This window comes from Aneurinibacillus danicus, from assembly GCF_007991215.1.
Lineage (GTDB): Bacteria > Bacillota > Bacilli > Aneurinibacillales > Aneurinibacillaceae > Aneurinibacillus > Aneurinibacillus danicus.
In genome coordinates this window covers 34,305-54,724 of record NZ_BJXX01000045.1, presented here as the reverse complement: position 1 = coordinate 54,724, position 20,420 = coordinate 34,305, and the positions used below count along the sequence as shown (strand labels likewise).

General features: G+C 49.6%; 17 protein-coding genes. 2 read left to right on the top strand and 15 right to left on the bottom strand.

The window, feature by feature from the left end; genetic code table 11:
• Window positions 1-59: 59 nt before the first annotated feature.
• The 5 genes from ADA01nite_RS04695 to ADA01nite_RS04675 form a co-directional block, all read right to left on the bottom strand.
• Window positions 60-1,724 carry a peptide ABC transporter substrate-binding protein gene (locus tag ADA01nite_RS04695; protein ID WP_218029531.1) on the bottom strand — a complete coding sequence of 555 codons (1,665 nt, stop codon included), beginning with the start codon at window positions 1,722-1,724 and terminating at the stop codon, window positions 60-62.
• Between the two features lie 199 nt (window positions 1,725-1,923).
• Window positions 1,924-2,742 (bottom strand): purine-nucleoside phosphorylase, encoded by an 819-nt coding sequence (locus ADA01nite_RS04690; protein WP_146808753.1) that lies wholly within the window; start codon window positions 2,740-2,742, stop codon window positions 1,924-1,926.
• Window positions 2,743-2,766: 24 nt separating this feature from the next.
• Complete coding sequence (gene deoB / locus ADA01nite_RS04685; RefSeq protein WP_146808751.1) at window positions 2,767-3,948, bottom strand: phosphopentomutase; 1,182 nt, start codon at window positions 3,946-3,948, stop codon at window positions 2,767-2,769.
• An 84-nt stretch (window positions 3,949-4,032) separates the two neighbouring features.
• Entirely contained in the window at window positions 4,033-4,920 is an 888-nt protein-coding gene (xerD, locus tag ADA01nite_RS04680; RefSeq protein ID WP_146808750.1) for a site-specific tyrosine recombinase XerD, read from the bottom strand.
• Window positions 4,921-5,027: 107 nt separating this feature from the next.
• Window positions 5,028-5,264, bottom strand: a complete 237-nt coding sequence (locus ADA01nite_RS04675; protein ID WP_146808748.1) for a DUF4227 family protein — start codon at window positions 5,262-5,264, stop codon at window positions 5,028-5,030.
• 147 nt (window positions 5,265-5,411) lie between these two features.
• On the opposite strand from ADA01nite_RS04675, the gene ADA01nite_RS04670 reads away from it, so the two are divergent.
• A complete protein-coding gene (locus ADA01nite_RS04670; protein ID WP_146808747.1) occupies window positions 5,412-7,499 on the top strand; it encodes a peptidoglycan D,D-transpeptidase FtsI family protein in 2,088 nt (695 codons plus the stop codon).
• A 116-nt stretch (window positions 7,500-7,615) separates the two neighbouring features.
• On the opposite strand, the gene fur is transcribed toward ADA01nite_RS04670, so the two are convergent.
• The 6 genes from fur to ADA01nite_RS04640 form a co-directional block, all read right to left on the bottom strand.
• Window positions 7,616-8,104 carry a ferric iron uptake transcriptional regulator gene (gene fur / locus ADA01nite_RS04665; RefSeq protein WP_146808745.1) on the bottom strand — a complete coding sequence of 163 codons (489 nt, stop codon included), beginning with the start codon at window positions 8,102-8,104 and terminating at the stop codon, window positions 7,616-7,618.
• 75 nt (window positions 8,105-8,179) lie between these two features.
• Complete coding sequence (gene spoIIM, locus ADA01nite_RS04660; protein WP_246147219.1) at window positions 8,180-8,839, bottom strand: stage II sporulation protein M; 660 nt, start codon at window positions 8,837-8,839, stop codon at window positions 8,180-8,182.
• Between the two features lie 58 nt (window positions 8,840-8,897).
• Window positions 8,898-10,085 (bottom strand): endonuclease Q family protein, encoded by a 1,188-nt coding sequence (locus ADA01nite_RS04655; protein ID WP_246147218.1) that lies wholly within the window; start codon window positions 10,083-10,085, stop codon window positions 8,898-8,900.
• Window positions 10,086-10,093: 8 nt separating this feature from the next.
• On the bottom strand, window positions 10,094-10,621 hold the full coding sequence (locus ADA01nite_RS04650; RefSeq protein ID WP_281285978.1) for an NUDIX hydrolase: 528 nt from the start codon (window positions 10,619-10,621) through the stop codon (window positions 10,094-10,096).
• A 52-nt stretch (window positions 10,622-10,673) separates the two neighbouring features.
• Entirely contained in the window at window positions 10,674-11,807 is a 1,134-nt protein-coding gene (locus ADA01nite_RS04645; RefSeq protein ID WP_146808743.1) for a DUF3866 family protein, read from the bottom strand.
• Window positions 11,808-11,902: 95 nt separating this feature from the next.
• Window positions 11,903-13,021, bottom strand: a complete 1,119-nt coding sequence (locus ADA01nite_RS04640; RefSeq protein WP_146808742.1) for a M20/M25/M40 family metallo-hydrolase — start codon at window positions 13,019-13,021, stop codon at window positions 11,903-11,905.
• A 206-nt stretch (window positions 13,022-13,227) separates the two neighbouring features.
• Between ADA01nite_RS04640 and ADA01nite_RS04635 the strand changes: the two genes are divergently transcribed.
• Window positions 13,228-14,406: a M20 family metallopeptidase gene (locus ADA01nite_RS04635; RefSeq protein ID WP_371863533.1), complete on the top strand. Its 1,179-nt coding sequence runs from the start codon at window positions 13,228-13,230 to the stop codon at window positions 14,404-14,406.
• 57 nt (window positions 14,407-14,463) lie between these two features.
• Here ADA01nite_RS04635 and ADA01nite_RS04630 read toward each other — a convergent pair whose 3' ends face one another.
• The 4 genes from ADA01nite_RS04630 to ADA01nite_RS04615 all read right to left on the bottom strand — a co-directional run bounded on the left by ADA01nite_RS04630 (window position 14,464) and on the right by ADA01nite_RS04615 (window position 20,404).
• Window positions 14,464-16,017: an acyl-CoA carboxylase subunit beta gene (locus ADA01nite_RS04630; RefSeq protein ID WP_146808740.1), complete on the bottom strand. Its 1,554-nt coding sequence runs from the start codon at window positions 16,015-16,017 to the stop codon at window positions 14,464-14,466.
• Between the two features lie 116 nt (window positions 16,018-16,133).
• A complete protein-coding gene (gene mce, locus ADA01nite_RS04625) occupies window positions 16,134-16,994 on the bottom strand; it encodes a methylmalonyl-CoA epimerase (RefSeq protein WP_146808739.1) in 861 nt (286 codons plus the stop codon).
• Between the two features lie 16 nt (window positions 16,995-17,010).
• Window positions 17,011-18,663: an acyl-CoA mutase large subunit family protein gene (locus ADA01nite_RS04620; protein ID WP_146808738.1), complete on the bottom strand. Its 1,653-nt coding sequence runs from the start codon at window positions 18,661-18,663 to the stop codon at window positions 17,011-17,013.
• 382 nt (window positions 18,664-19,045) lie between these two features.
• Complete coding sequence (locus tag ADA01nite_RS04615; protein ID WP_146808737.1) at window positions 19,046-20,404, bottom strand: dihydrolipoamide acetyltransferase family protein; 1,359 nt, start codon at window positions 20,402-20,404, stop codon at window positions 19,046-19,048.
• Window positions 20,405-20,420 lie beyond the last annotated feature (16 nt).

Sequence of the window (20,420 nt, the reverse complement as noted above, 5' to 3'; positions counted from 1 at the left end):
TTTACTTGAAAAACGGGGAACGCTCCTAAGTTTAAGCATTCCCCTGATTTCATGCGCTATTACTTGATTTCCGCGTACTTCAATTCCGGATATTCATCCGGCGGAGTGAATACGCCAGTAATATTTTCTTTCAGCGTGTAGGCTTTCGTATAGAAATAAATCGGCATAATCGGCATGTCTTTCATGATGATGTCTTCCGCTTTATGCATCGCTTCCATGCGAACTTTCGCATCGCTTGATTGCTTCGCTTTGTTTATTTCCGCATCGTACGATTTACTCTTCCAGCCGGTGTCGTTCTGCGTGCTTACACTCGTAAACATGTCCATAAACGTCATCGGATCAATAAAGTCCGCAATCCAGCCTGCGCGTAATACGTCATAATCAAGTTTGTGTTCACGATCGATTTTCACCTGGAATTCTACGTTCTCAAGTCCCACTTCAATGCCGAGGTTGTTGCGCCACATCTCTTGAATGGCTTCGGCGATGCGCTTATGAAGATCAAGGTTGTTATACATGATGTTGAATTTCGGCATTTTGTCCATGCCTTCTTCTTTCAGGCCTTCAGCTAACAGTTTCTTCGCTTCCGCTATATCTTCTTTAAAGTAATCGCCGCCAACTTTACGGAAATCTTTACCGTTTGTATCCTCAGAACCTTCGGCCACAAGCGCAAACGCCGGCTTTTGTCCGCCCTGCGTAATGTTTTCCGTAATGGTCTTACGCTCGATAGCCATTGCCAATGCTTTACGTACTTTTACATTAGTAAACGGTTTCTTCTGAGTATTAAAGCGATAGAAGTATGTTGCGTATTCCGGAACAATCTTGAAATCCGGAGCATTTTGGCCTTTCAACTGACCTACTACGTCGCCCGGCAGCGGATAAGACAGATCAAGCTGACCCGAGCGGTACATTTGCCATGCCGTGTTTTCGTCTTCTACCATTGCCCAATCAATACCGGCAAGTTTGATGCGGTCTTTTTGAAAATAGTTCTCATTTTTGACCATTTTCAGGCCTTCTTTATGTTTCCATTCCGTCAGCTTGAACGGACCGTTAGACACGAATGTTTTTGCATCGTTAGCCCAATCTTTGTTTTGTTCTTGCACTTTTTTATTTACCGGATAATACGTATAGAAGGACACAAGTTCAAGGAAGTACGGAGTCGGATTTACCAATCTGACTTCCAGCGTTTTCTCGTCCTTTGCTTTTACGGCTACTTTATCTTCAAGGGCTTTTAATTTTGCCGGGTCTTTTTCTTTGGAAGAATTGTATTCTTCAGCACCTTGAATGTAATAAAGCTGATAAGCATAATCGGAAGCTGTATTCGGGTTCAATGCATACTTCCATGCAAATTCAAAGTCCTCTGCGGTTAACGGATCGCCGTTAGACCATTTCAGTCCGTTACGAAGATGGAACGTATATGTCTTTTTGTCTTCGCTGCTATCCCATTTTTCCGCCATAGCACCAACAACTTCGAATTCGCCGTTATCCCCTTTCGGCTCTTTCATTGTCAGACCTACAAATAGATGGCGAAGCGGCCATGATTCGTGTGTCCCCTGCAATTTCGCCGGATGAAGTGAGCCGGGTTCGGATGAGTTATTTACCCGCATTACTTTGCCTTCTGTATTGCCGCCGGCCGCTTTTTTTTCTCCATTACCGCCACCACACCCTGTAAGCGCTAACATAAGCAGCAGAACAAGGCTCAACATGATTGAGAAACTTTTCTTCACAGCAATTGACCTCCTTACATCTTAAAACGAATGGCTATTCGGAATTTCTATGCTGCGATTTTATCAGTATATTTTAAAAAAATATACGTTTTTCGTATTATTTATACAGAACCACCATGACATTCTCTCCTTCTTTTCTCACGATTTTCACAGAAAAAGCCTGAAACAACATGTTGTTTCAGGCTTTTTCTGAATACTTCTACATTTTCGTAATCACGGCTTTGACTAGCGTTAAGAACGTATGCTTCACTTTCTCCGCTGTCTCCATTACCTCGTCGTGTGACAACGGCTGCGGCAAGATACCGGCCGCCATATTGCTAATGCAGGAGATGCCAAGCACACGGATACCAGCATGACGCGCCACGATTACTTCCGGCACGGTAGACATTCCGACCGCATCACCACCCAGAATGCGCAGCATGCGGATTTCTGCCGGGGTTTCATAGCTTGGACCCAGCATTCCCACATAAACGCCTTCCTGTACTTGAATACCGTTCTGCTCGGCCGCATTACGCGCAATCGCACGCAGATCCGGACAGTAGGCAGTAGACATATCCGGGAAACGCACACCCATCTCCTGGTCATTCGGCCCGATAAGCGGGTTCTGGCCGGTAAGATTAATATGGTCTTTAATTAGCATTAAATCACCGGGGCGATAGCTTTCATTCACCCCGCCGGCTGCATTCGTGACAATGATTTTGTCGACGCCGATCGCTTTCATGACACGCACGGGAAACGTAACGGCCTCAAGCCCGTGCCCTTCATAATAATGAAAGCGGCCTTGCATTGCCACCACAGGCTTGTCCTCCAGCGTACCGATGACCAATTGGCCTTTATGACCTTCCACGGTAGACACCGGAAAATGCGGAATGTCTCCGTACGGAATTACGGTCGGATTCTCAATTTCATCCGCCAGTACACCCAGACCGGATCCAAGAATCAAGCCAATTTCCGGTTTTGCATCTGTCTTGCTTGCGATATAAGCCTGGACTTCTGCAATGTGTGCTGCTATCGACATCCTATCTACCTCCCGCAGACTTTATTACTCGGTAATTTGTTTCAAAAAGCTTGTGCCGAAACGCGGTTGAGTCACTTCGAAATTATCCGCAATTGTGGCGCCGATATCGGCAAAAGTCTCGCGTATACCAAGCGCCTTTCCGCCTGTAAGCCCCTTATGGTATACGAGCAGCGGCACATATTCGCGGGTGTGATCCGTACCGTGGTGTACCGGATCGTTACCATGATCCGCCGTAATGATTAACAGATCCTCTTCTGTCAACGCATCGAGAATTTCCGGAAGACGGGCATCGAACTCTTCGAGCGCTTCGCCGTAGCCGATTGGATTGCGGCGGTGGCCATACAGCGCGTCAAAGTCGACCAGATTGACAAACGAAAGACCTGTGAAATCTTTTTTCATCGTACCCAGCAATTTGTCCACGCCATCCATATTCGACTTCGTCTTGATGGATTCGGTTACCCCTTGTCCCGCATAAATATCCGAGATTTTACCGATAGCAATGGAATCTAAACCCGCTTCCTTCAGAAAATTCATTACGGTCTTGCCCGGAGGGGATACCGAGAAGTCACGCCGGTTAGCCGTACGGGTAAAATGGCCAGGCTCGCCGACAAACGGACGGGCGATAACGCGTACGACGGAGTGCTCATCCTCAAGCGTGAGCTCACGCGCAACCTGGCAAATTTTATACAATTCCTCAAGCGGTACCACTTCTTCATGCGCCGCGACCTGGAATACGCTGTCCGCTGATGTATAGACGATTACGTCCCCCGTCTTCATGTGCTCTTCGCCGAGCTCTTCGATAATCTCCGTGCCGGAGGCAGGCTTGTTGCCCAACACACCGCGCCCGATTTTCTCAGAGAACGGTCCCAGCAGACTGTCGGGGAATCCGTTTGGCCACGTTTTGAACGGCGTCTCTACACGAAGCCCCATAATCTCCCAGTGACCGGTCGTCGTATCTTTGCCAAGCGAAATCTCTCTCATTTTGCCGAAAGCGGCCATAGGTGGCGCATCGGCGGAAACACCTTGGAGCCGCTCGATATGCCCAAGTCCAAGTCCGGCCAGATTCGGTACGTTCAAACCGCCCATCTTCTCAGCAATATGGCCGAGCGTATGCGCCCCTTCGTCATTATACTCTTTCGCGTCCGGCAGCTCGCCGATGCCAACGCTATCTAACACGATTAGAAATATCCGCTTAAATCGCTTCATCTGTTCTAACCTCCAATTTCTTTCCTCACATCTTTTACTGAAAATAAGGAAGGCACTTCAAACATTACCCCGAAGTACCTCTTTTTATGCCCGCGGATGGGCCTTGGCGTACACCTCTTTCAGACGTGAGCGTGTAACATGCGTATAAATTTGAGTGGTCGAAATGTCGGCATGCCCGAGCATTTCCTGCACGGAACGGAGATCAGCTCCATTCTCCAGCAGATGCGTCGCAAACGAGTGACGAAGCGTATGCGGCGTAATCTCTTTGTGGCTATTGGCCAACTGAGCGTATTTCTTAATAATCTTCCAGAATCCCTGCCGGGACAAGCGACGGCCATGATGGTTTAAAAACAGCGCCTCTTCCTGCCCCCGCTTCTTGAGCATCGGCCGACCGCGCTCCAGATAACGGCTTACGCCTTCAATCGCAAGGCGTCCAAGCGGAATGATCCTCTCTTTCGATCCTTTACCGAAACATTTAATAAAGCCCATATTTAAATTCACATCGGATAGATTAAGCGATACAAGTTCCGATACACGGATACCTGTCGCATACAAAAGTTCAAGCATCGCTTTGTCGCGCATACCCGAAGCAAGACGTGTATCCGGTCCGTTCAATAGTGTTTCCACTTCCACTACCGACAACACCTGCGGCAGCTTTTTTTCAATTTTCGGAGATTCCAGATTTACACTCGGATCTTTATCAATAAATTTTTCTCGCAGTAAAAATTGATAAAACGCACGAATAGAAGCCAAATTACGGGACAATGTCGCCGTCGCACGTCCTTGCTCCTGAAGATAAAGCAAATAACCCATAATCTGCATGCGGCTTGTCCCATTTAAATCCGTAATACCCTCACGGCTTAAGTAGGCGCAGTATGCATGAAGGTCCCGCTGGTACGACTCCAGCGTATTCTTCGCTAACCCTCTTTCCACTGTTAAATAATGGATAAATTGGGTAATTAACTCTTTCATCTCTTAATCTCCTCAACATCCAATCTTCTCTATAAATGTTATCCATACCTATTCTTTAATTACTTTATTCCACAATGTTCTCTCGTTTCCTGCTCATAGACAAAAAATTATTCCCCATACCAGTAGAAATCAAAGAGGCGCTGTTTCATTTCTTCGTACGTACCTTCGAATGTGGATGTATGCTTCATTACTTTCATGGCTTTACCCTGGGGTTCTTTGTACGGCTCAGCCGGTTTTATCGCATCGCTCACATATGTAATCACCGTATAAAACACAAACGTGCAAAAAATGAAAATGGCAAGCAGCCTGATAGCGTCCATAACACGGTTGTATGGAATAAACATATTTTTTCTCCTTTCTTAATTCCGGTATGCCTCTCTTCAAGCCTATTCCTTCTATGAAAATTTTATACCTTTTGTTCATTTTCAATTTGTGTTTCACATGATACAATCTATTTTTGGATTAAACTCACGGCAAGGTGTGGTCAACCGATGTACACTCACGAAGAAAAAGAAAACAGCCGAACCAGGCAAGTATTCAATCGTCTAAATTTGCTGCTCTTACTTGTATTTCTCGTGTTCGCCGCCATTATTTTCCGCCTATCGTACGTACAGATTATAGATGGCGAAGAATACGAGCAGAAAGCGACCGCTAAATCTGACAAGAAAGTTCCGATCCCGGCCCTGCGCGGTAATATCTACGATAAAAACGGTAATCTTATTGTGCATAGCCGCGGCTCTTTTACTGCCGTTTTTCAGGAAAAAGACTATATGGACAAAGACTACTACATAAGCCTTGTCACCAAACTGGAAAAAATTCTGTCCGGCACTACCAAGGAAGATTTGCTGAAAAAAATGGATGTCGGCTACGAATACAAAAACGGCAAAGTCGAAAAAACGGCACGCATGACATTGAAATTTCTCGAAAAAGACTTGAAGTACGATTTATCCCAGAAAGAAATCGCCTACCTGGCAGAGCACCGTAATGAACTTGACGGCGTATCCGTCGTAACCAAGCCCATTCGGGAATACGACAAAAAACAGGTGGCGGTGCAGGCCATCGGTTATGTACGACCGTTTAACGTAGCAGATAATCAAGGAATCGAGTACTATCGAAAGAATAAAGACATCTATCTGCCAAACCAGATGGTCGGTTACGAAGGCATCGAGCGGAGTTATGAGGAAGATTTGCGCGGAGAAAACGGCTACCGTATGTATCAGGTAGCGGCGGATCAAACCATTCTTCAGCAAATTAAAGAAGTGCCGCCTAAGCGGGGAAGTAACCTGTACTTGACGATTGACCAGCGGGTACAACTTGAGACACGCGATTTTATTAAGAACTTCCTGCCGAAGCTGCGCGCCACCGGCCGTAACGCCTACTATGCAAAAAATGCATACGCCGTAGCGATGGAAGTGAAAACCGGAAAGATTGTAGCTATGGTCAGCTATCCCGAATATGACCCGAATATCTGGACATCCGGTCCGGACAAAGAAACGTACGAACAAAATAAATATTCGTTTACAAACGGTACCATCCGCAGTGCACCGCATGACGTGCGGCCAAAAACCGGCAAAGATGCGGAGATGGAGAACTACAAACATCCTGCATCCGTTGTTCCGGCCGGTTCCGTTGTCAAGCCTGCGACTGTATTAATGGGTCTGTCGGAAGGAATAGCCCCCTTCTACTGGCCCGATCCCGGTGCATACCGTTACGGCGGCGCCGGGGATGTCGTCCGCAATGACAACGGACATAACTACGGTATGCTGACGCCGCAAACGGCCATTCAAAAATCGTCCAATACGTATATGGCAAACATCGGAAAGCTGCTAAGCCAGAAATACAAGAAGAATTCAGTAAGCGTATACCAGAAGTACTACCATGCGTTCGGCCTTGGAGTAAAAACCGGAGTGGACCTTCCGGGCGAATCGGCAGGCGGCGAAGACTTCCTGGTTATGAATGAACGCTATGGCCCGCTGGCAGCCATGGTACAGGCTTCTTTCGGTCAGCAGGGACGATACACGACAATGCAGCTTGCACAATATGCGGCAACGCTGGCCAACAAAGGAACGCGCATGCGGCCGCAATTGGTTGACCGTATCACGGATAATAACGGTAAAGTTATTAAGTCTTTTAAATCAGAAGTGTTAAGCCAGCTACATGAACCGGACAGCTACTGGCGTATCGTGCATGAGGGAATGGGCATGGTTACCCAGCAGGGCGGAACGGCGGCAGGCGTATTCGCCGGATTCCCGTACCGTGTAGCAGCAAAAACAGGCACATCTCAGCAGGATATTTATGTGCCGGATTCCCTTGATTTTGAAAAAGGGGTCAATTGGCATAAATACAAAGAAATCAACAATGGGGTATTCATCTCGTTTGCGCCGCTCGAAAATCCGAAGCTGGCGGTAGCCGTTGTCGTTCCGGAAGGCGGATACGGCGGACCATCGGCCGGTCGCATCGCCCGCGCCATTTATGACGCATACGACAAGTATGTTGGGCTGGGACCGACGGACAAACCGTATGATCCGGCTACGGCAGTACCGGATGAGGGGCAAACAGCGAAAAAAGCAAAACAATAAGAAAGCAGGCAAAACACAATAAAGCCACCATGGCCTTTCTCTTACTATTCTTATGTTTTACCACGGGATTTAAAAAAAATATAAAAAGCAGCGGCTCTCTCATGAGCCCCTGCTTCTTAGCCTGGAATATTGCTTTTCACGTTGGCAATTTCACTTGCATCCACTTTATCAATGCAGCGGTGACAAACGCCATGAAAAGATAAGCGATGATCGAGAATATGAAATTTAAATTTATCGCTTACCGCCTGCTCTACCTCTCCAAGAAGGTCTTCGTGAATCTCATCCACCGCACCGCACATAACGCAAATCAAGTGATGATGGTGATGCTCGGCGTCTTCGCTGCGGAATTCGTATCGAGCTACCCCATCACCAAAGTTAATCTTCTGCAGAATATGCAAATCACTCATTAATTCGAGCGTACGATATACGGTAGCCAGACCGATCTCAGGAGCCTTCTCTTTGACGAGCAAATAGACATCTTCGGCGGATAAGTGGTCTTCTTCGTTCTCCAACAGAACACGCAACGTGGCTTCGCGTTGCGGAGTCAGCTTATAACTGTGCGCATGCAGTTGCTGTCTGATCTTATCAATTCTTTCTTCCCTCATAAAAAGACCTCCCCGAGCAGCTTCCTACATCCTCATTATAGTGGAGCCGGAATAGGGAGTCAAATATAATTCTTATTAAATAATAATTATTATAAATTTTAAAAGTGTCATGCTGGCATGCTTCATCAATGCGGGAGAAATAAATGCTTCAAAGGCCGCAGCCGCCGTCATGACGCCTCCCATGATTAAAATTAACGCACTGTAAACGAGAAAACGCGGATATAGTGCCCCACCGCGCTTCAAAAACCGGGACTGCACAAGATGCAAGGAGAATGAGACGCCGGCAGTTGCTACGATGATAACCGCAGGAATAACCAGCAGATTTTGCGGAAGCACGGACACCACGGCAAAGTACAGACCTTTCCACTGCAGCTGGTTGACGAGAAAGCCGACCGTGAATCCGACGACAACTCCTTTTAGAAATACCATCACAAGAATCAGCGGAAGTCCGATAATGGACAGTCCAAGAATCCACATGAAACCTACATATTTTAAATAATGACCGAGCGAGCTTTGAAAGCTGCGCAGCGGGTCGGTAATATTGTCGTTTTTCAGTTCGTGAAAAAACTGGCTGACATACATGAACAGTTCCTGCTTCTGCGTCAGGCCAAGCGAGTTGACGACAACCGCGCCGAACCCCACTCCCATGATGAACAGCACAATGATAAACAAGTAGAGCGACGAATTCTCCCGTACATTCTGCTGCAATGTTTGTCCAAGTTTACTCCTTACCAATGGGAATCCCCCCTGTCCTTCTCTTATCACGATATATATGTAGGACAGGGGGGACGTATTACTCGAGCGAAATCTTTCCGTAGATGCCGGCTCCACCTTCAAGAAACGATACATCGCCGCGTCGGCTGCGGTCAATCGCTTTTGCAACGGCGGCACCGACCACATCTGCGAGCTTCTCTACCGAAGTATGGTGTAAAATGTTCATCTCGGTCCCGAATTCAGCCAGCAATTTTTTCATCCGGCCCGCGCCAAGCCCCGGCACGAACTCAAGAGGAATATGGTATCGGTACGGCGGGCGATGTGCCGGATGCGTAGCAGGCGACTGTGTTGAAATTTCCTGGAATCGTTCGTATACGCCGCGCGTGATAACTTTTTTCCCTTCTTTGCCACAATGCGGGCAGCGAGATGTATCCGTCTGCGCCACCAGTTCCTCGCAATTGGTACAGCGTGTTCGATAATACTTGCCTAACTGCGGGTGTAAACCGTAATTCTCTCGTATATGGCGACCTTCCTTACGTCCTAGCGCTAAGCACAGTTCCGTAAAATCAGCGCGTTTTACATAGAGATTCTGGTATTCCCGCGCAATTTTAGCGGTGGAATGAGCATCCGAATTCGTGACAAAGGTAAGAGGACCAAGCTCTGCGATGCCATCGGCCAAGTTTGAATCCGAACTTAGTCCCAATTCAAGCCCCGCAAATCGCTCCACCGCAATCACGGAAGACAAGCTATCCACACATGCGCCATAGACACTTTTATGAGGCGTAAACGCGTGAGCGGGTATCACGATACCGCCCAGCCTGTCTGCCTTTGAAATAAGCGTATCTATGTCCGTATACATACGCTGGGTGCTGAGGTGAATGTTTTTAACTTTTGTCTGATACCAATCGCGAAAGGAGGCAAACGCGGTCCGGTCCGGCAGATAGACAAGGAAGTGCGCCAGTCCGTGCCCTACCTTAAGCTCTACTTCAACGCCGGCAATGAGCGTCACTTCTCCTTCCGGTGCGGCATAGCGGTAGCCGCCACCGGGAAGTTCCTCCATCCGTCCCGTCTGCAGGTGTCCGTCAATCTCTTCCTGCACCTCGGGCGAATGGCAGTCGATAATACCGACCATGTGCATGCCTTTACGCTTTACCGCTTCTTCAACGATGCTTGTCAGAGTAAGCGTACGGGATGCCGTAATTTTTACCGGACGATTATACATTGTCCGCCCAATATGAATATGCAGATCGGCAAAACATTCATTCATGTAGGCCGTCATTTCGCCTCTAGTTCCCACGCGTACACAGCCAGAATCGTTTTCGCATCGCGAATGTCGCCACTAGCAATCAGATCACGCGCTTCTTCCTTTGTCACATGCAAAAGCTCCACAAACTCATCTTCATCCGGCCGCGCTTTACCGGGTACCACTCCTTCTGCCCGGTAAAGATGCACAATTTCATCGGCAAAGCCCGGTGACGTATAGAAAGATGCCTGATGATGCAGGGAGGTGTATGTATAACCGGTTTCTTCCTGAAGTTCACGTCCTGCACATACTTCCGGCTCTTCACCCGGCTCCAGTTTTCCGGCCGGAATCTCTACCAGCATCCGCTCCAGCGGCTTGCGGAATTGCCGCACCATAATCATTCGATCATCTTCTGTAATCGCCATGACCGCGACCGCGCCCGGATGGGTCACGATTTCCCGTTTCGCCGTTTTACCGTTGGGCAACTCTACGTCATCTACTTTTACTTTGATAATTTTCCCGTCGTATATCGACTTGCTTGTGATTGTTTTTTCAATCATCGAGTTCCTGTTCATCCTTTCCGACATAGTGTTCCTCTCTATTGAAGCATATTCAGGCAAACAAATCCATTTTCCGTACTGCTTCCCGCTTTTCGTACTGGCTCTGAGCCAGCCGGGCCGCATAATACGTATGGACAAAGAATGCCGGATCTTCTTCGGCAGTCCGCCCCATTGTCGTAAGCGAACCCGGATAGGAAGCCTCAATTGCCTGCCATTCTTCCCTGTTCAACGGGTCATGCAGAATAAGGGTATGATGTCTGGACTGCTCTCCTATTTGCGCAATCAATTCAGGATTTTGCTCCAGATTCAATAAAAGCGGCGTATTGCGGACGAATCGCAGCACGGTAGCTGTATGGTGGCTTATGCCTGCGTGACGCTCTCTGGAATCGGCCCTGCTTACTCTGGGAATCAGGATTGGTATCCCTCCCAGTTTGTGCACGGTTTCGATTATTGCGACTTGTTCCATTCCACTAAAGCCAAGCGCTGTACCTGTTCCCACAATACCTGGTCCAGGCATAATCACAATCATATCCGCTTCCCATACAAAACGTGCAGCCAACAATGCTGTATAAAGGTTGACGCATTCTGTCTGTCCCCCGAATGTGTGGCCATATGTAATTGTACCCACCAGAAGTCCGAGCGATTGCAAGTGTCGTATATGATCACTAAGCGCCAGTGGCAGTGCGCCTCCCTCGCTCATAATATAGCAGATGCGCGGCATCTTTCCTTCTCCTTCCCGTTGTGATAAATACCGGATGGAGAGAACGAAAGCAGGCAGCATGCTGTGTGTTTCGCCGATAATGACCGGCGTCTGCTTCAGCGCCTTTTCTGCCATATCAAGGGACTCAGCTATGATCTTTCCTTCTTCCGCTGTCTGCACAGCATGCTGAAACGGAGTATACCTCAGTTTTATAATATGACCGCATTGCGCCGCCTCCGCGTCTATAATCGGCTGTCCGTCTGCCCCGATTCGAGCTGATACAAAGTGCTTTCCTCCGCTGCCGAGTCCAAGTTCAAACGCAGTCGTATTCATGATAACCTTCTCTCCCGGCTCGATACGCCCGGTCAACTGCGGATAATTTAAAGCAGCGGACAAATCTTTCTCTCCTACTCGTACTTCCACTTCTTGAAGCGTCTCTTCCTCCCGTATGATACGCATCACTGTTCCGTATGACCATACAATCATCTCGCTCCCTCCTTTTCTACAACAAGAATATGCAAAAGAGGGAAAAGGCAGGACAAAAAAAGATGAAGCCCGCTTCGGGACTCCATCTTTTTCAGCTATTTCGCTGCCTGTTCGCAGAGGGCTACGACAAGCTCCGCGCTCTTTACCAGCTCCTCGACTGAAATTTTCTCGCCGGTCGTATGAATGTCTTCATAACCGATGGCAAGATTAGCCGTCGGAATACCATGGCCGGACAAAATGTTGGCGTCGCTCCCGCCACCGCTTGCAAGCAGACGAGGTTCGCGTCCCACCGCTTTTACGCCTTCGATCGCTTTCTTGACAACTACATCTTCTTCGGAAAATTTAAAGCCGGGATAGACGAGCGTGATGTCTACGTCGGCTGTCGCCCCGAACTCCTGCGCCGCCTCCTCGAATGCACGCTTCATTTTCTCTGTCTGCGCGTTTAGCTTCTCTTCGACGAGACTGCGCGCTTCCGCTGTAATTTGTACCTGTTCGCAAACGATATTTGTCGGACCGCTTCCCTGGAAACTGCCGATATTGGCGGTCGTTTCTGCGTCAATGCGACCGAGCGGCATGCGGGCGACCGCTTTACTGGCGACTTGAATGGCGCTGATACCGGCTTCTGGATTCACTCCCGCGTGGGCGGAACGGCCACGAATGGTTGCAGTAATTTTGGCTTGATAGGGAGCGGCTACGATAATGTCTCCGACTTTGCCGTTGCTGTCCAATGCGAATCCATATTTGGCATGGAGCAATACAGGATCGAACACTTTTGCCCCCTGAAGGCCCGACTCTTCGCCGACAGTAATCAAGAATTGAATCGTACCGTGTGGAATTTCCCGTTCTTTAAGTACACGTACCGCCTCAAGCATCGCAGCAATACCTGCTTTGTCATCGCTTCCAAGAATCGTCGTACCATCGGAAACAATATAGCCGTTCTTTATGCTCGGCTTAATTCCTTTCCCGGGAACGACCGTATCCATATGACATGTAAAATAAATAGTCGGACAACCATCCACCGAACCTTTAAGCGTTGCTACCAGATTACCGGCTTCATGCTCCGTTTTCTCATGCGCATCGTCTTCCACCACTTCCAATCCCAACGCGGAAAACTTTTCTTTTAGTGTATCGCAGATGGCTCTCTCATGCTTCGTCTCGCTATCCACCTGCACAAGTTCCATGAATTCGCTGACAATCCGGTTCTCTTGTACCATCTATGTATTCCCACCTATTCTTGTGATATCGTCTTTTTCTATTGTTTATCAATCCAGGGGAAAATTCAACAACGGCTGCCAATTCACAGCAAGCTTACTCTATATGCTTCCGTGGTATCTATGCTACTCTATAAATACCACTATACATCATAAGACGTAACTGCTATATAAACGTAACGATGCATTAAAAAAGCAAGGGGGAGTCCATGATGACAACGCATACGGCAGATGCTTTGATTCGCGACATTGCCGAGGAAGTAATCCTTTGGAGACGTTATCTTCACGAACATCCGGAATTGTCTTTCTACGAGGAAAAAACCGCACAATTCGTATACGATACGCTGTCTTCATTCGGCGGACTCGAACTTTCCCGCCCGACAAAAAACAGCGTCATGGCCCGTCTTGTCGGCAAACAGCCGGGCAAAACACTCGCGATTCGGGCCGATATGGATGCCCTTCCGATTCAAGAAGAAAACGATTTTGAATTCGCTTCCAAAAACCCCGGTGTCATGCATGCTTGTGGTCACGACGGCCATACCGCCATGCTACTCGGATGCGCCAAAGTGCTTACTGCTCTTAAAGACCAGCTACAGGGAGAGGTTCGCTTTTTGTTCCAGCATGCAGAAGAGATTGCTCCAGGCGGCGCTGAAGAAATGGTGCAGGCGGGCGTGATGGAAGGGGTGGACTATGTCATCGGAACCCACCTCTGGTCCCCGCTTGAAATCGGAAAAATCGGAGTGACTTTCGGCCCGATGATGGCGGCACCGGATACGTTCTGGATCACGGTGCAGGGCAGGGGAGGTCATGCGGCGCTTCCGCATCAGACGATCGACAGCATTGCCGTCGCTGCACAGGTTGTCACCAACCTGCAACATATTGTCTCGCGCAATACCGATCCGCTCGATAACCTCGTTATCTCGGTAACCCAATTTATTGGAGGCACGACCCACAATGTCATTCCGGGCTCGGTTGAAATTTGCGGAACCGTACGCAGTTTCGATGCCACGCTGCGTGAGTCGGTGCCCGCACTAATGGAACGGGTAGTAAAAGGGATTACAGACGCTCATGGCGCCACTTACACATTCAAATACGAGTTCGGCTATCGCCCTGTAATTAATGATGCAGAAGTTACGGAGAAAATTCGCGAGACCGTACTTGAAGTATTCGGCGAGGAAGCGTTGGAGATGCTACGTCCCAATATGGGTGGTGAGGACTTCTCCGCTTTCCAGCAGAAAGCACCCGGTACATTCTTTTACGTAGGAGCAGGTAATCCTGCGAAAGGCATTACGTATCCGCACCATCACCCTCGTTTTACAATTGACGAGGATGCGCTGGAAAAAGGCGTGAAAATGTTCGTCCATGCGGCATTCAAGCTGTTGAGATAGCCATATAAAAAACCGGGGAACCTCCCCGGTTTTTGTTTGTATTGTTTCGTCCATTTATTACAACGGAATGTTGCCGTGTTTTTTTGCGGGACGCTCTTCTTTTTTGTTGCGCAGCATGTCCAATGCTTCGCGCAGCTTTTTCCGTGTCTCGCGTGGATCGATGACATCATCAACCATTCCGCGGCTCGCCGCCACATAAGGATTGGCGAAGCGTTCACGGTATTCTTCAATTTTGGCCTGTCTTGTCTCGGCCGGGTTCTCGCTGTTTTCAATCTCGCGGGCGAAGATGATATTAGCGGCACCCTCCGCACCCATAACGGCGATTTCAGCGTTCGGCCATGCGTATACGACATCCGCGCCAATCGCTTTGGAATTCAGCGCCACATACGCGCCGCCAAACGCTTTACGCAGAATGACCGTAATCTTCGGCACGGTCGCTTCGGAGTATGCATACAAAATCTTTGCGCCATGACGGATAATACCGCCGTGCTCCTGGTTGACGCCCGGAAAGAAGCCGGATACGTCTTCGAACGTAATGAGCGGAATGTTAAATGAATCACAGAAGCGGACAAACCGTGACAGCTTATCGGACGAATTTATGTCCAGACCACCTGCCATGAACTTCGGCTGATTGGCAACAATGCCTACGCTATGGCCGTCAATGCGTCCGAAACCAATCACAATATTTTTCGCAAAATCCGGCTGCACTTCCAGGAAATCGCCGCCATCGACAATCTTATGGATAACCTTGCGTACATCATATACTTTTGTTCCGGCAATCGGCACGATTTCCGCTAATTCATCATCCCAACCGTCATCCTGATGCTCAAGCGCAACAACGGGAGGCTGCTCCTGGCTGTTCTGCGGCAGGAAGCTCAACAGACGTCGCACCTGTTCCAGCATTTCCGGCTCACTCGGTGCGGTGAAATGCGCGTTGCCGCTAATTGAGGCATGCACTTTGGCGCCGCCCAGATTTTCCGCAGAAATCTTCTCTCCGGTAACCGCCTCGATCACTTTCGGTCCTGTAATAAACATCTGGCTTGTATTCTCTACCATGCAGACAAAGTCCGTAATCGCAGGTGAATAAACCGCTCCGCCGGCGCACGGTCCCATAATAACGGAAATCTGCGGAACGACCCCGGAATAGATGGAGTTGCGATAGAAAATATGACCGTATCCGTCCAGCGATTCGACTCCTTCTTGAATCCGGGCGCCACCCGAATCATTCAGACCGATAATCGGGGCACCGTTTTTTGCCGCCAGGTCCATAATGCGGGCAATTTTTAAGGCGTGCATCTCTCCCAGTGCGCCGCCGAATACGGTAAAGTCCTGCGAAAAAACAAATACGAGGCGGCCGTTCACTTTTCCATAGCCGGTTACTACGCCCTCGCCCGGCCCTTCCATTTTATCCATGCCGAAGTTAGTGGCACGGTGTTCAATAAACGGATTTAACTCTACAAATGTGCCTTCATCAAGCAGTAAATCGATGCGTTCGCGTGCGGTCAATTTACCGCGGTTATGCTGCGCGTCAATGCGCTTATCGCCGCCGCCAAGCTCCACTTTGCGGCGCCGTTCGTACATCTCGTCAATTTTCTCGTACATGGTGCTCATATCTTTGTATAGTCCTCCTATCCATCACACATGGAAAACAAGGCAGGAATCCGCCCGCCTTCTTCTTCTACGACTTCTATTCTCTACTTCTCTAATCTTCTCTTCTTACATCCGATCTAGTGTTTGTCTGCGTGATCAGAAAGTTCCGCTGTATCGGCTTTCTGGCACAGTTCGAGCAGTACGCCGTTCGTCGCTTTCGGATGCAGGAACGCAACCATATTGTTATGCGCGCCCAGCTTCGGCGTATCGCTGATTAACTGCACACCCGCTTCTTTCAATTTGTTCAGTCGCTCCTGCTGGTTATCCACCTTCAGCGCGATATGGTGAATGCCTTCTCCCTTCTTGGCAATAAACTTGGCAATAGCACTGTCTTCGCTTGTCGGCTCCAGCAGTTCGATGTGCGTCTCACCGATTTCAAGAAACGCCACGCGTACATGCTCGCTCTCCACCGTCTCAAAGCCTACCAGCTTCAGGCCGAGCATCTGCGTATAAAATTTAACGGACTCATCAAGATTTTTCACTGCGATACCGATGTGTTCAATTTTTTCCGGCGAGCTCATAAGCGGCTCAGCGGAACCCTGTTTTTCTCTTACTTTATGACGGATGAAATCCGCTGTGTCCTTCGTCTTGGTTCCCGGGGTAAATATCTTGGCAATACCCTGCTCTTCGAGGAACGGAATGTCCTCATCCGGAATAACGCCGCCGCCGATGACGACGATGTCTTCCGCTCCCTGCTCTTTCAGCAGGCGGATGACTTCCGGAAATAGCTCATTATGTGCGCCGGACAGGCAGGACAGACCGATAACGTCCACGTCCTCCTGAATGGCGCTCGCTACGATTTGCGCCGGTGTCTGGCGCAAGCCTGTATATACTACTTCCATTCCTTCGTCACGCAGCGCCTGCGCGATAACCAGCGCGCCGCGGTCATGTCCGTCAAGGCCGGGTTTAGCTACAAGTACGCGTATTTTTCTCTCCATCTCTCTCATCCTCTCCTTACACCGGACGGTATTCGCCGAATTCTTCACGCAGAACGCCACAGATTTCTCCGATGGTGGCATATGCGCGGACCGCGTCTAGAATGAGCGGCATTAGATTATCGCTGCCTTTCGCGCCTTCTCTAAGCGCCGCCAGCGTTTCTTTTACTTTGTCATTATCACGGCGTTCGCGCAACTTCTCAAGCTTGGCGCGCTGTATTTTGCCAAGGCTCGGATCTACGCGCAGCAGCTCCGGCTGCTTCTCGCCTTCAATACGGAAGCGGTTTACACCGACGACAACTTCTTCGCCGGATTCTACCTTCTTCTGGAACTCGTAGGCCTTCTCATGGATTTCACGCTGCATGTAGCCCTGTTCAACGGCGGAAACCGCGCCGCCCATATCTTCAATTTTCTTCAGATAATCGAGCACCCGCTGCTCGATTTGATCGGTAAGGCTTTCTACATAGTATGAGCCCGCAAGCGGATCAACCGTATCAGTTACGCCCGTCTCATACGCAATAATTTGCTGGGTACGCAGCGCGATGCGGGCTGACTCTTCCGTCGGCAGCGCCAGCGCTTCGTCGCGGGAGTTCGTGTGCAGGCTCTGCGTTCCGCCAAGCACTGCTGCCAGCGCCTGAATCGTCACGCGCACAATGTTATTATCCGGCTGCTGCGCGGTAAGCGTCGAACCGCCCGTCTGCGTATGCACGCGGAACTGCCAGGACTTCGGATTCTTCGCGCCGTACTTCTCTTTCATCAGGCGGGACCAGATACGACGGGCCGCCCGGAACTTAGCAATCTCTTCAAAGAAATTGTTGTGCCCGTTGAAGAAGAAAGACAGTTGTGGCGCAAAATCGTCAATATCAAGGCCGGCTTCGAGCGCGGCTTCAACATACGCCACGGCATCGGCAAGCGTAAACGCCACTTCCTGCACAGCCGTCGAACCGGCTTCACGAATGTGGTAGCCGCTGATGCTGATCGTATTCCACTTCGGCACATTCTTGGCACAGTATGCAAAAATATCGGTAATTAAGCGCATGGACGGTTTTGGCGGGAAAATGTATGTGCCACGCGCGATGTATTCTTTCAAAATATCGTTCTGGATTGTACCGGACAGCTTCTCCGGAGGCACGCCCTGCTTCTCGCCGACTGCAATGTACATGGCGAGCAGTACAGACGCCGGCGCGTTAATTGTCATGGATGTGCTAACTTTGTCAAGCGGAATGCCGTCCAGCAGAATCTCCATATCTTCGAGCGAGTCGATGGCTACGCCCACCTTTCCCACCTCGCCGGTGGACATCGGATCATCTGAATCGTAGCCGATTTGTGTCGGCAGGTCAAACGCGCAACTTAAGCCCGTCTGTCCCTGCTCCAGCAGGTACTTGAAACGCTTGTTCGTCTCTTCCGCCGAACCGAATCCGGCGTACTGGCGCATTGTCCAGAAGCGGCCGCGGTACATGGTCGGCTGTACGCCGCGCGTATACGGATATTCACCCGGCAAGCCGGATTTTTCCATATACTCGTCCGTCAGCTCCTCCGGAAAATAGACGCGTTCCACCTCGATACCTGATGAGGTTTCGAATTTCTCTTTGCGCTCCGGCACTTTGGCAAGGCGTGCTTCCACTTTCTCTTCCCACGCTTGAAGCGCTTTCTTCGCTTTGTTTTTGCCCATGGTTTCCCTCCTCATAGAGCACTCCATATCATTTCTTCTTTGTATCTGTTTCTATTTTTGAAACAAAAGAATTGTTCCAATCTTTCTATATATTCTTCTTTTTCCCTTGAACTCCTGCTTGTTTCGACAAAATTTCACACAAAAAACTCCCATGGCATCTCAGCCGCAACCCCGACATGAAAATCATGGGAAGACCGGTTGACTTTTGAGATGCGAAAGAAAAGAAAGAAGAGAACGAGAAGATGATTTTAATGTGGAAAAAGGCGAACGCCTTTTTCCTCCCTGGATCTCATTTTCTTCTTCCCCCCTCCTTCTTTTCTCATGATTTTCAAAGAAAAAGAAAAGAGGAGGCGTTCGTCCCGCTCCTCCTTATCATATCCTCTTAGTAAATGCTTGTATGCGAGCCGTATGCTTCCAGTTTCTGCTTCACACTTTGCAGGAAGCGGCCGCACACCAATCCGTCAAGCACCCGATGGTCAAGCGACAGACAAAGATTGGCCATATCGCGGATGGCAATCATATCATCGATAACGACCGGACGCTTGACGATCGACTCCATACTAACAATAGCCGCCTGCGGCTGATTGATAATCGGCGCGGACAGCACGGAGCCGAATGAACCGGTATTGTTTACGGTAAATGTGCCGCCAGACATATCGTCCATCGAGAGCTTCCCCTGACGCGTTTTCGCCGCCAATTCGTCCACTGCACGCGCCAAACCATAGATGCTCTTCTGATCGGCATCTTTAATGACCGGCACGAACAGCGCGTCATCAGTGGCTACGGCGATGGAGATGTTGATATTTTTGCGCATAATGATTTTATCGCCTGCCCAGACGGAGTTCATAATCGGGAATTGTTTGATCGATTCCACAACCGCCTTGATAAAGAATGGCAGGAACGTCAGATTAAAGCCCTCTTTTGCTTTGAACTCGTCTTTCAAGCTGTTGCGCAACTTCACCAGATTGGTCATATCGACTTCGACCATCGTCCAGGCGTGCGGCGCGTCATGCTTGCTCTGCACCATGCGGTTTGCAATCGTTTTTCGAACGCTGGTAACCGGAATTTCCGTATCGCCCGGATAAACGCTGACTTCCAGCGTGCCCACCGCAGGACGTACGCTCGGCTCCGGCTCTGCCGCTGCAGTCGGCTGCCGGGTGGCAGTCCGCTGTTGAGCCGATACTGCCTGGATTGCCGGTTCTGCCTGCGGAACCGGCTGTGCCGCTGTCCTGCTCCGTTCGATAAAGCTCATTACATCTTTACGGGTAATCCGTCCTTCTTTGCCCGTACCTTCGAGTTGATTCAAATCAATATTGTTTTCCTGGGCGAGACGCATCACGGCCGGAGAATAACGCTTGCCGGCTGCTTTTGCCGCCGCGCCGCCCGCATCACTCGGCCGTGCCGATGCTACCGGCGTTTTGGGAGATTCGGCCGCCGGCATCTCAGACGCGGTCTCCTGCGTATTGGCAGGCTGTGCTGCCGCTTGTGCAGCCGCGGCGCCGCCTTCGGTTTCGATATAGCAGATCAGCTCGCCGACAGCAAGCGTATCGCCTTCGCCGGCTACCAGCTCCGCTACCGTACCTTCCAAGGTCGAGGGAACTTCGGCATTGACTTTATCAGTCGTTACTTCGCACAACGGTTCGTATTTTTTTACTTTATCGCCCGGTTTGACCAGCCATTTCGCAATGGTGCCTTCTGTAACGGATTCGCCTAACTGGGGCATAAACACTTCGGTTGCCATAACGCGTGTTGCCTCC

What these genes read in the sequence shown, in the direction of transcription:
- ADA01nite_RS04690 (WP_146808753.1), bottom strand. Translation starts at nt 2,742, where the DNA reads ATGTCGATAGCAGCACACATTGCAGAAGTCCAGGCTTATATCGCAAGC.
- deoB (WP_146808751.1), bottom strand. Translation starts at nt 3,948, where the DNA reads ATGAAGCGATTTAAGCGGATATTTCTAATCGTGTTAGATAGCGTTGGC.
- xerD (WP_146808750.1), bottom strand. Translation starts at nt 4,920, where the DNA reads ATGAAAGAGTTAATTACCCAATTTATCCATTATTTAACAGTGGAAAGA.
- ADA01nite_RS04675 (WP_146808748.1), bottom strand. Translation starts at nt 5,264, where the DNA reads ATGTTTATTCCATACAACCGTGTTATGGACGCTATCAGGCTGCTTGCC.
- ADA01nite_RS04670 (WP_146808747.1), top strand. Translation starts at nt 5,412, where the DNA reads ATGTACACTCACGAAGAAAAAGAAAACAGCCGAACCAGGCAAGTATTC.
- fur (WP_146808745.1), bottom strand. Translation starts at nt 8,104, where the DNA reads ATGAGGGAAGAAAGAATTGATAAGATCAGACAGCAACTGCATGCGCAC.
- ADA01nite_RS04655 (WP_246147218.1), bottom strand. Translation starts at nt 10,085, where the DNA reads ATGAATGAATGTTTTGCCGATCTGCATATTCATATTGGGCGGACAATG.
- ADA01nite_RS04650 (WP_281285978.1), bottom strand. Translation starts at nt 10,621, where the DNA reads ATGATTGAAAAAACAATCACAAGCAAGTCGATATACGACGGGAAAATT.
- ADA01nite_RS04645 (WP_146808743.1), bottom strand. Translation starts at nt 11,807, where the DNA reads ATGATTGTATGGTCATACGGAACAGTGATGCGTATCATACGGGAGGAA.
- ADA01nite_RS04640 (WP_146808742.1), bottom strand. Translation starts at nt 13,021, where the DNA reads ATGGTACAAGAGAACCGGATTGTCAGCGAATTCATGGAACTTGTGCAG.
- ADA01nite_RS04635 (WP_371863533.1), top strand. Translation starts at nt 13,228, where the DNA reads ATGATGACAACGCATACGGCAGATGCTTTGATTCGCGACATTGCCGAG.
- ADA01nite_RS04630 (WP_146808740.1), bottom strand. Translation starts at nt 16,017, where the DNA reads ATGAGCACCATGTACGAGAAAATTGACGAGATGTACGAACGGCGCCGC.
- mce (WP_146808739.1), bottom strand. Translation starts at nt 16,994, where the DNA reads ATGGAGAGAAAAATACGCGTACTTGTAGCTAAACCCGGCCTTGACGGA.
- ADA01nite_RS04620 (WP_146808738.1), bottom strand. Translation starts at nt 18,663, where the DNA reads ATGGGCAAAAACAAAGCGAAGAAAGCGCTTCAAGCGTGGGAAGAGAAA.
- ADA01nite_RS04615 (WP_146808737.1), bottom strand. Translation starts at nt 20,404, where the DNA reads ATGGCAACCGAAGTGTTTATGCCCCAGTTAGGCGAATCCGTTACAGAA.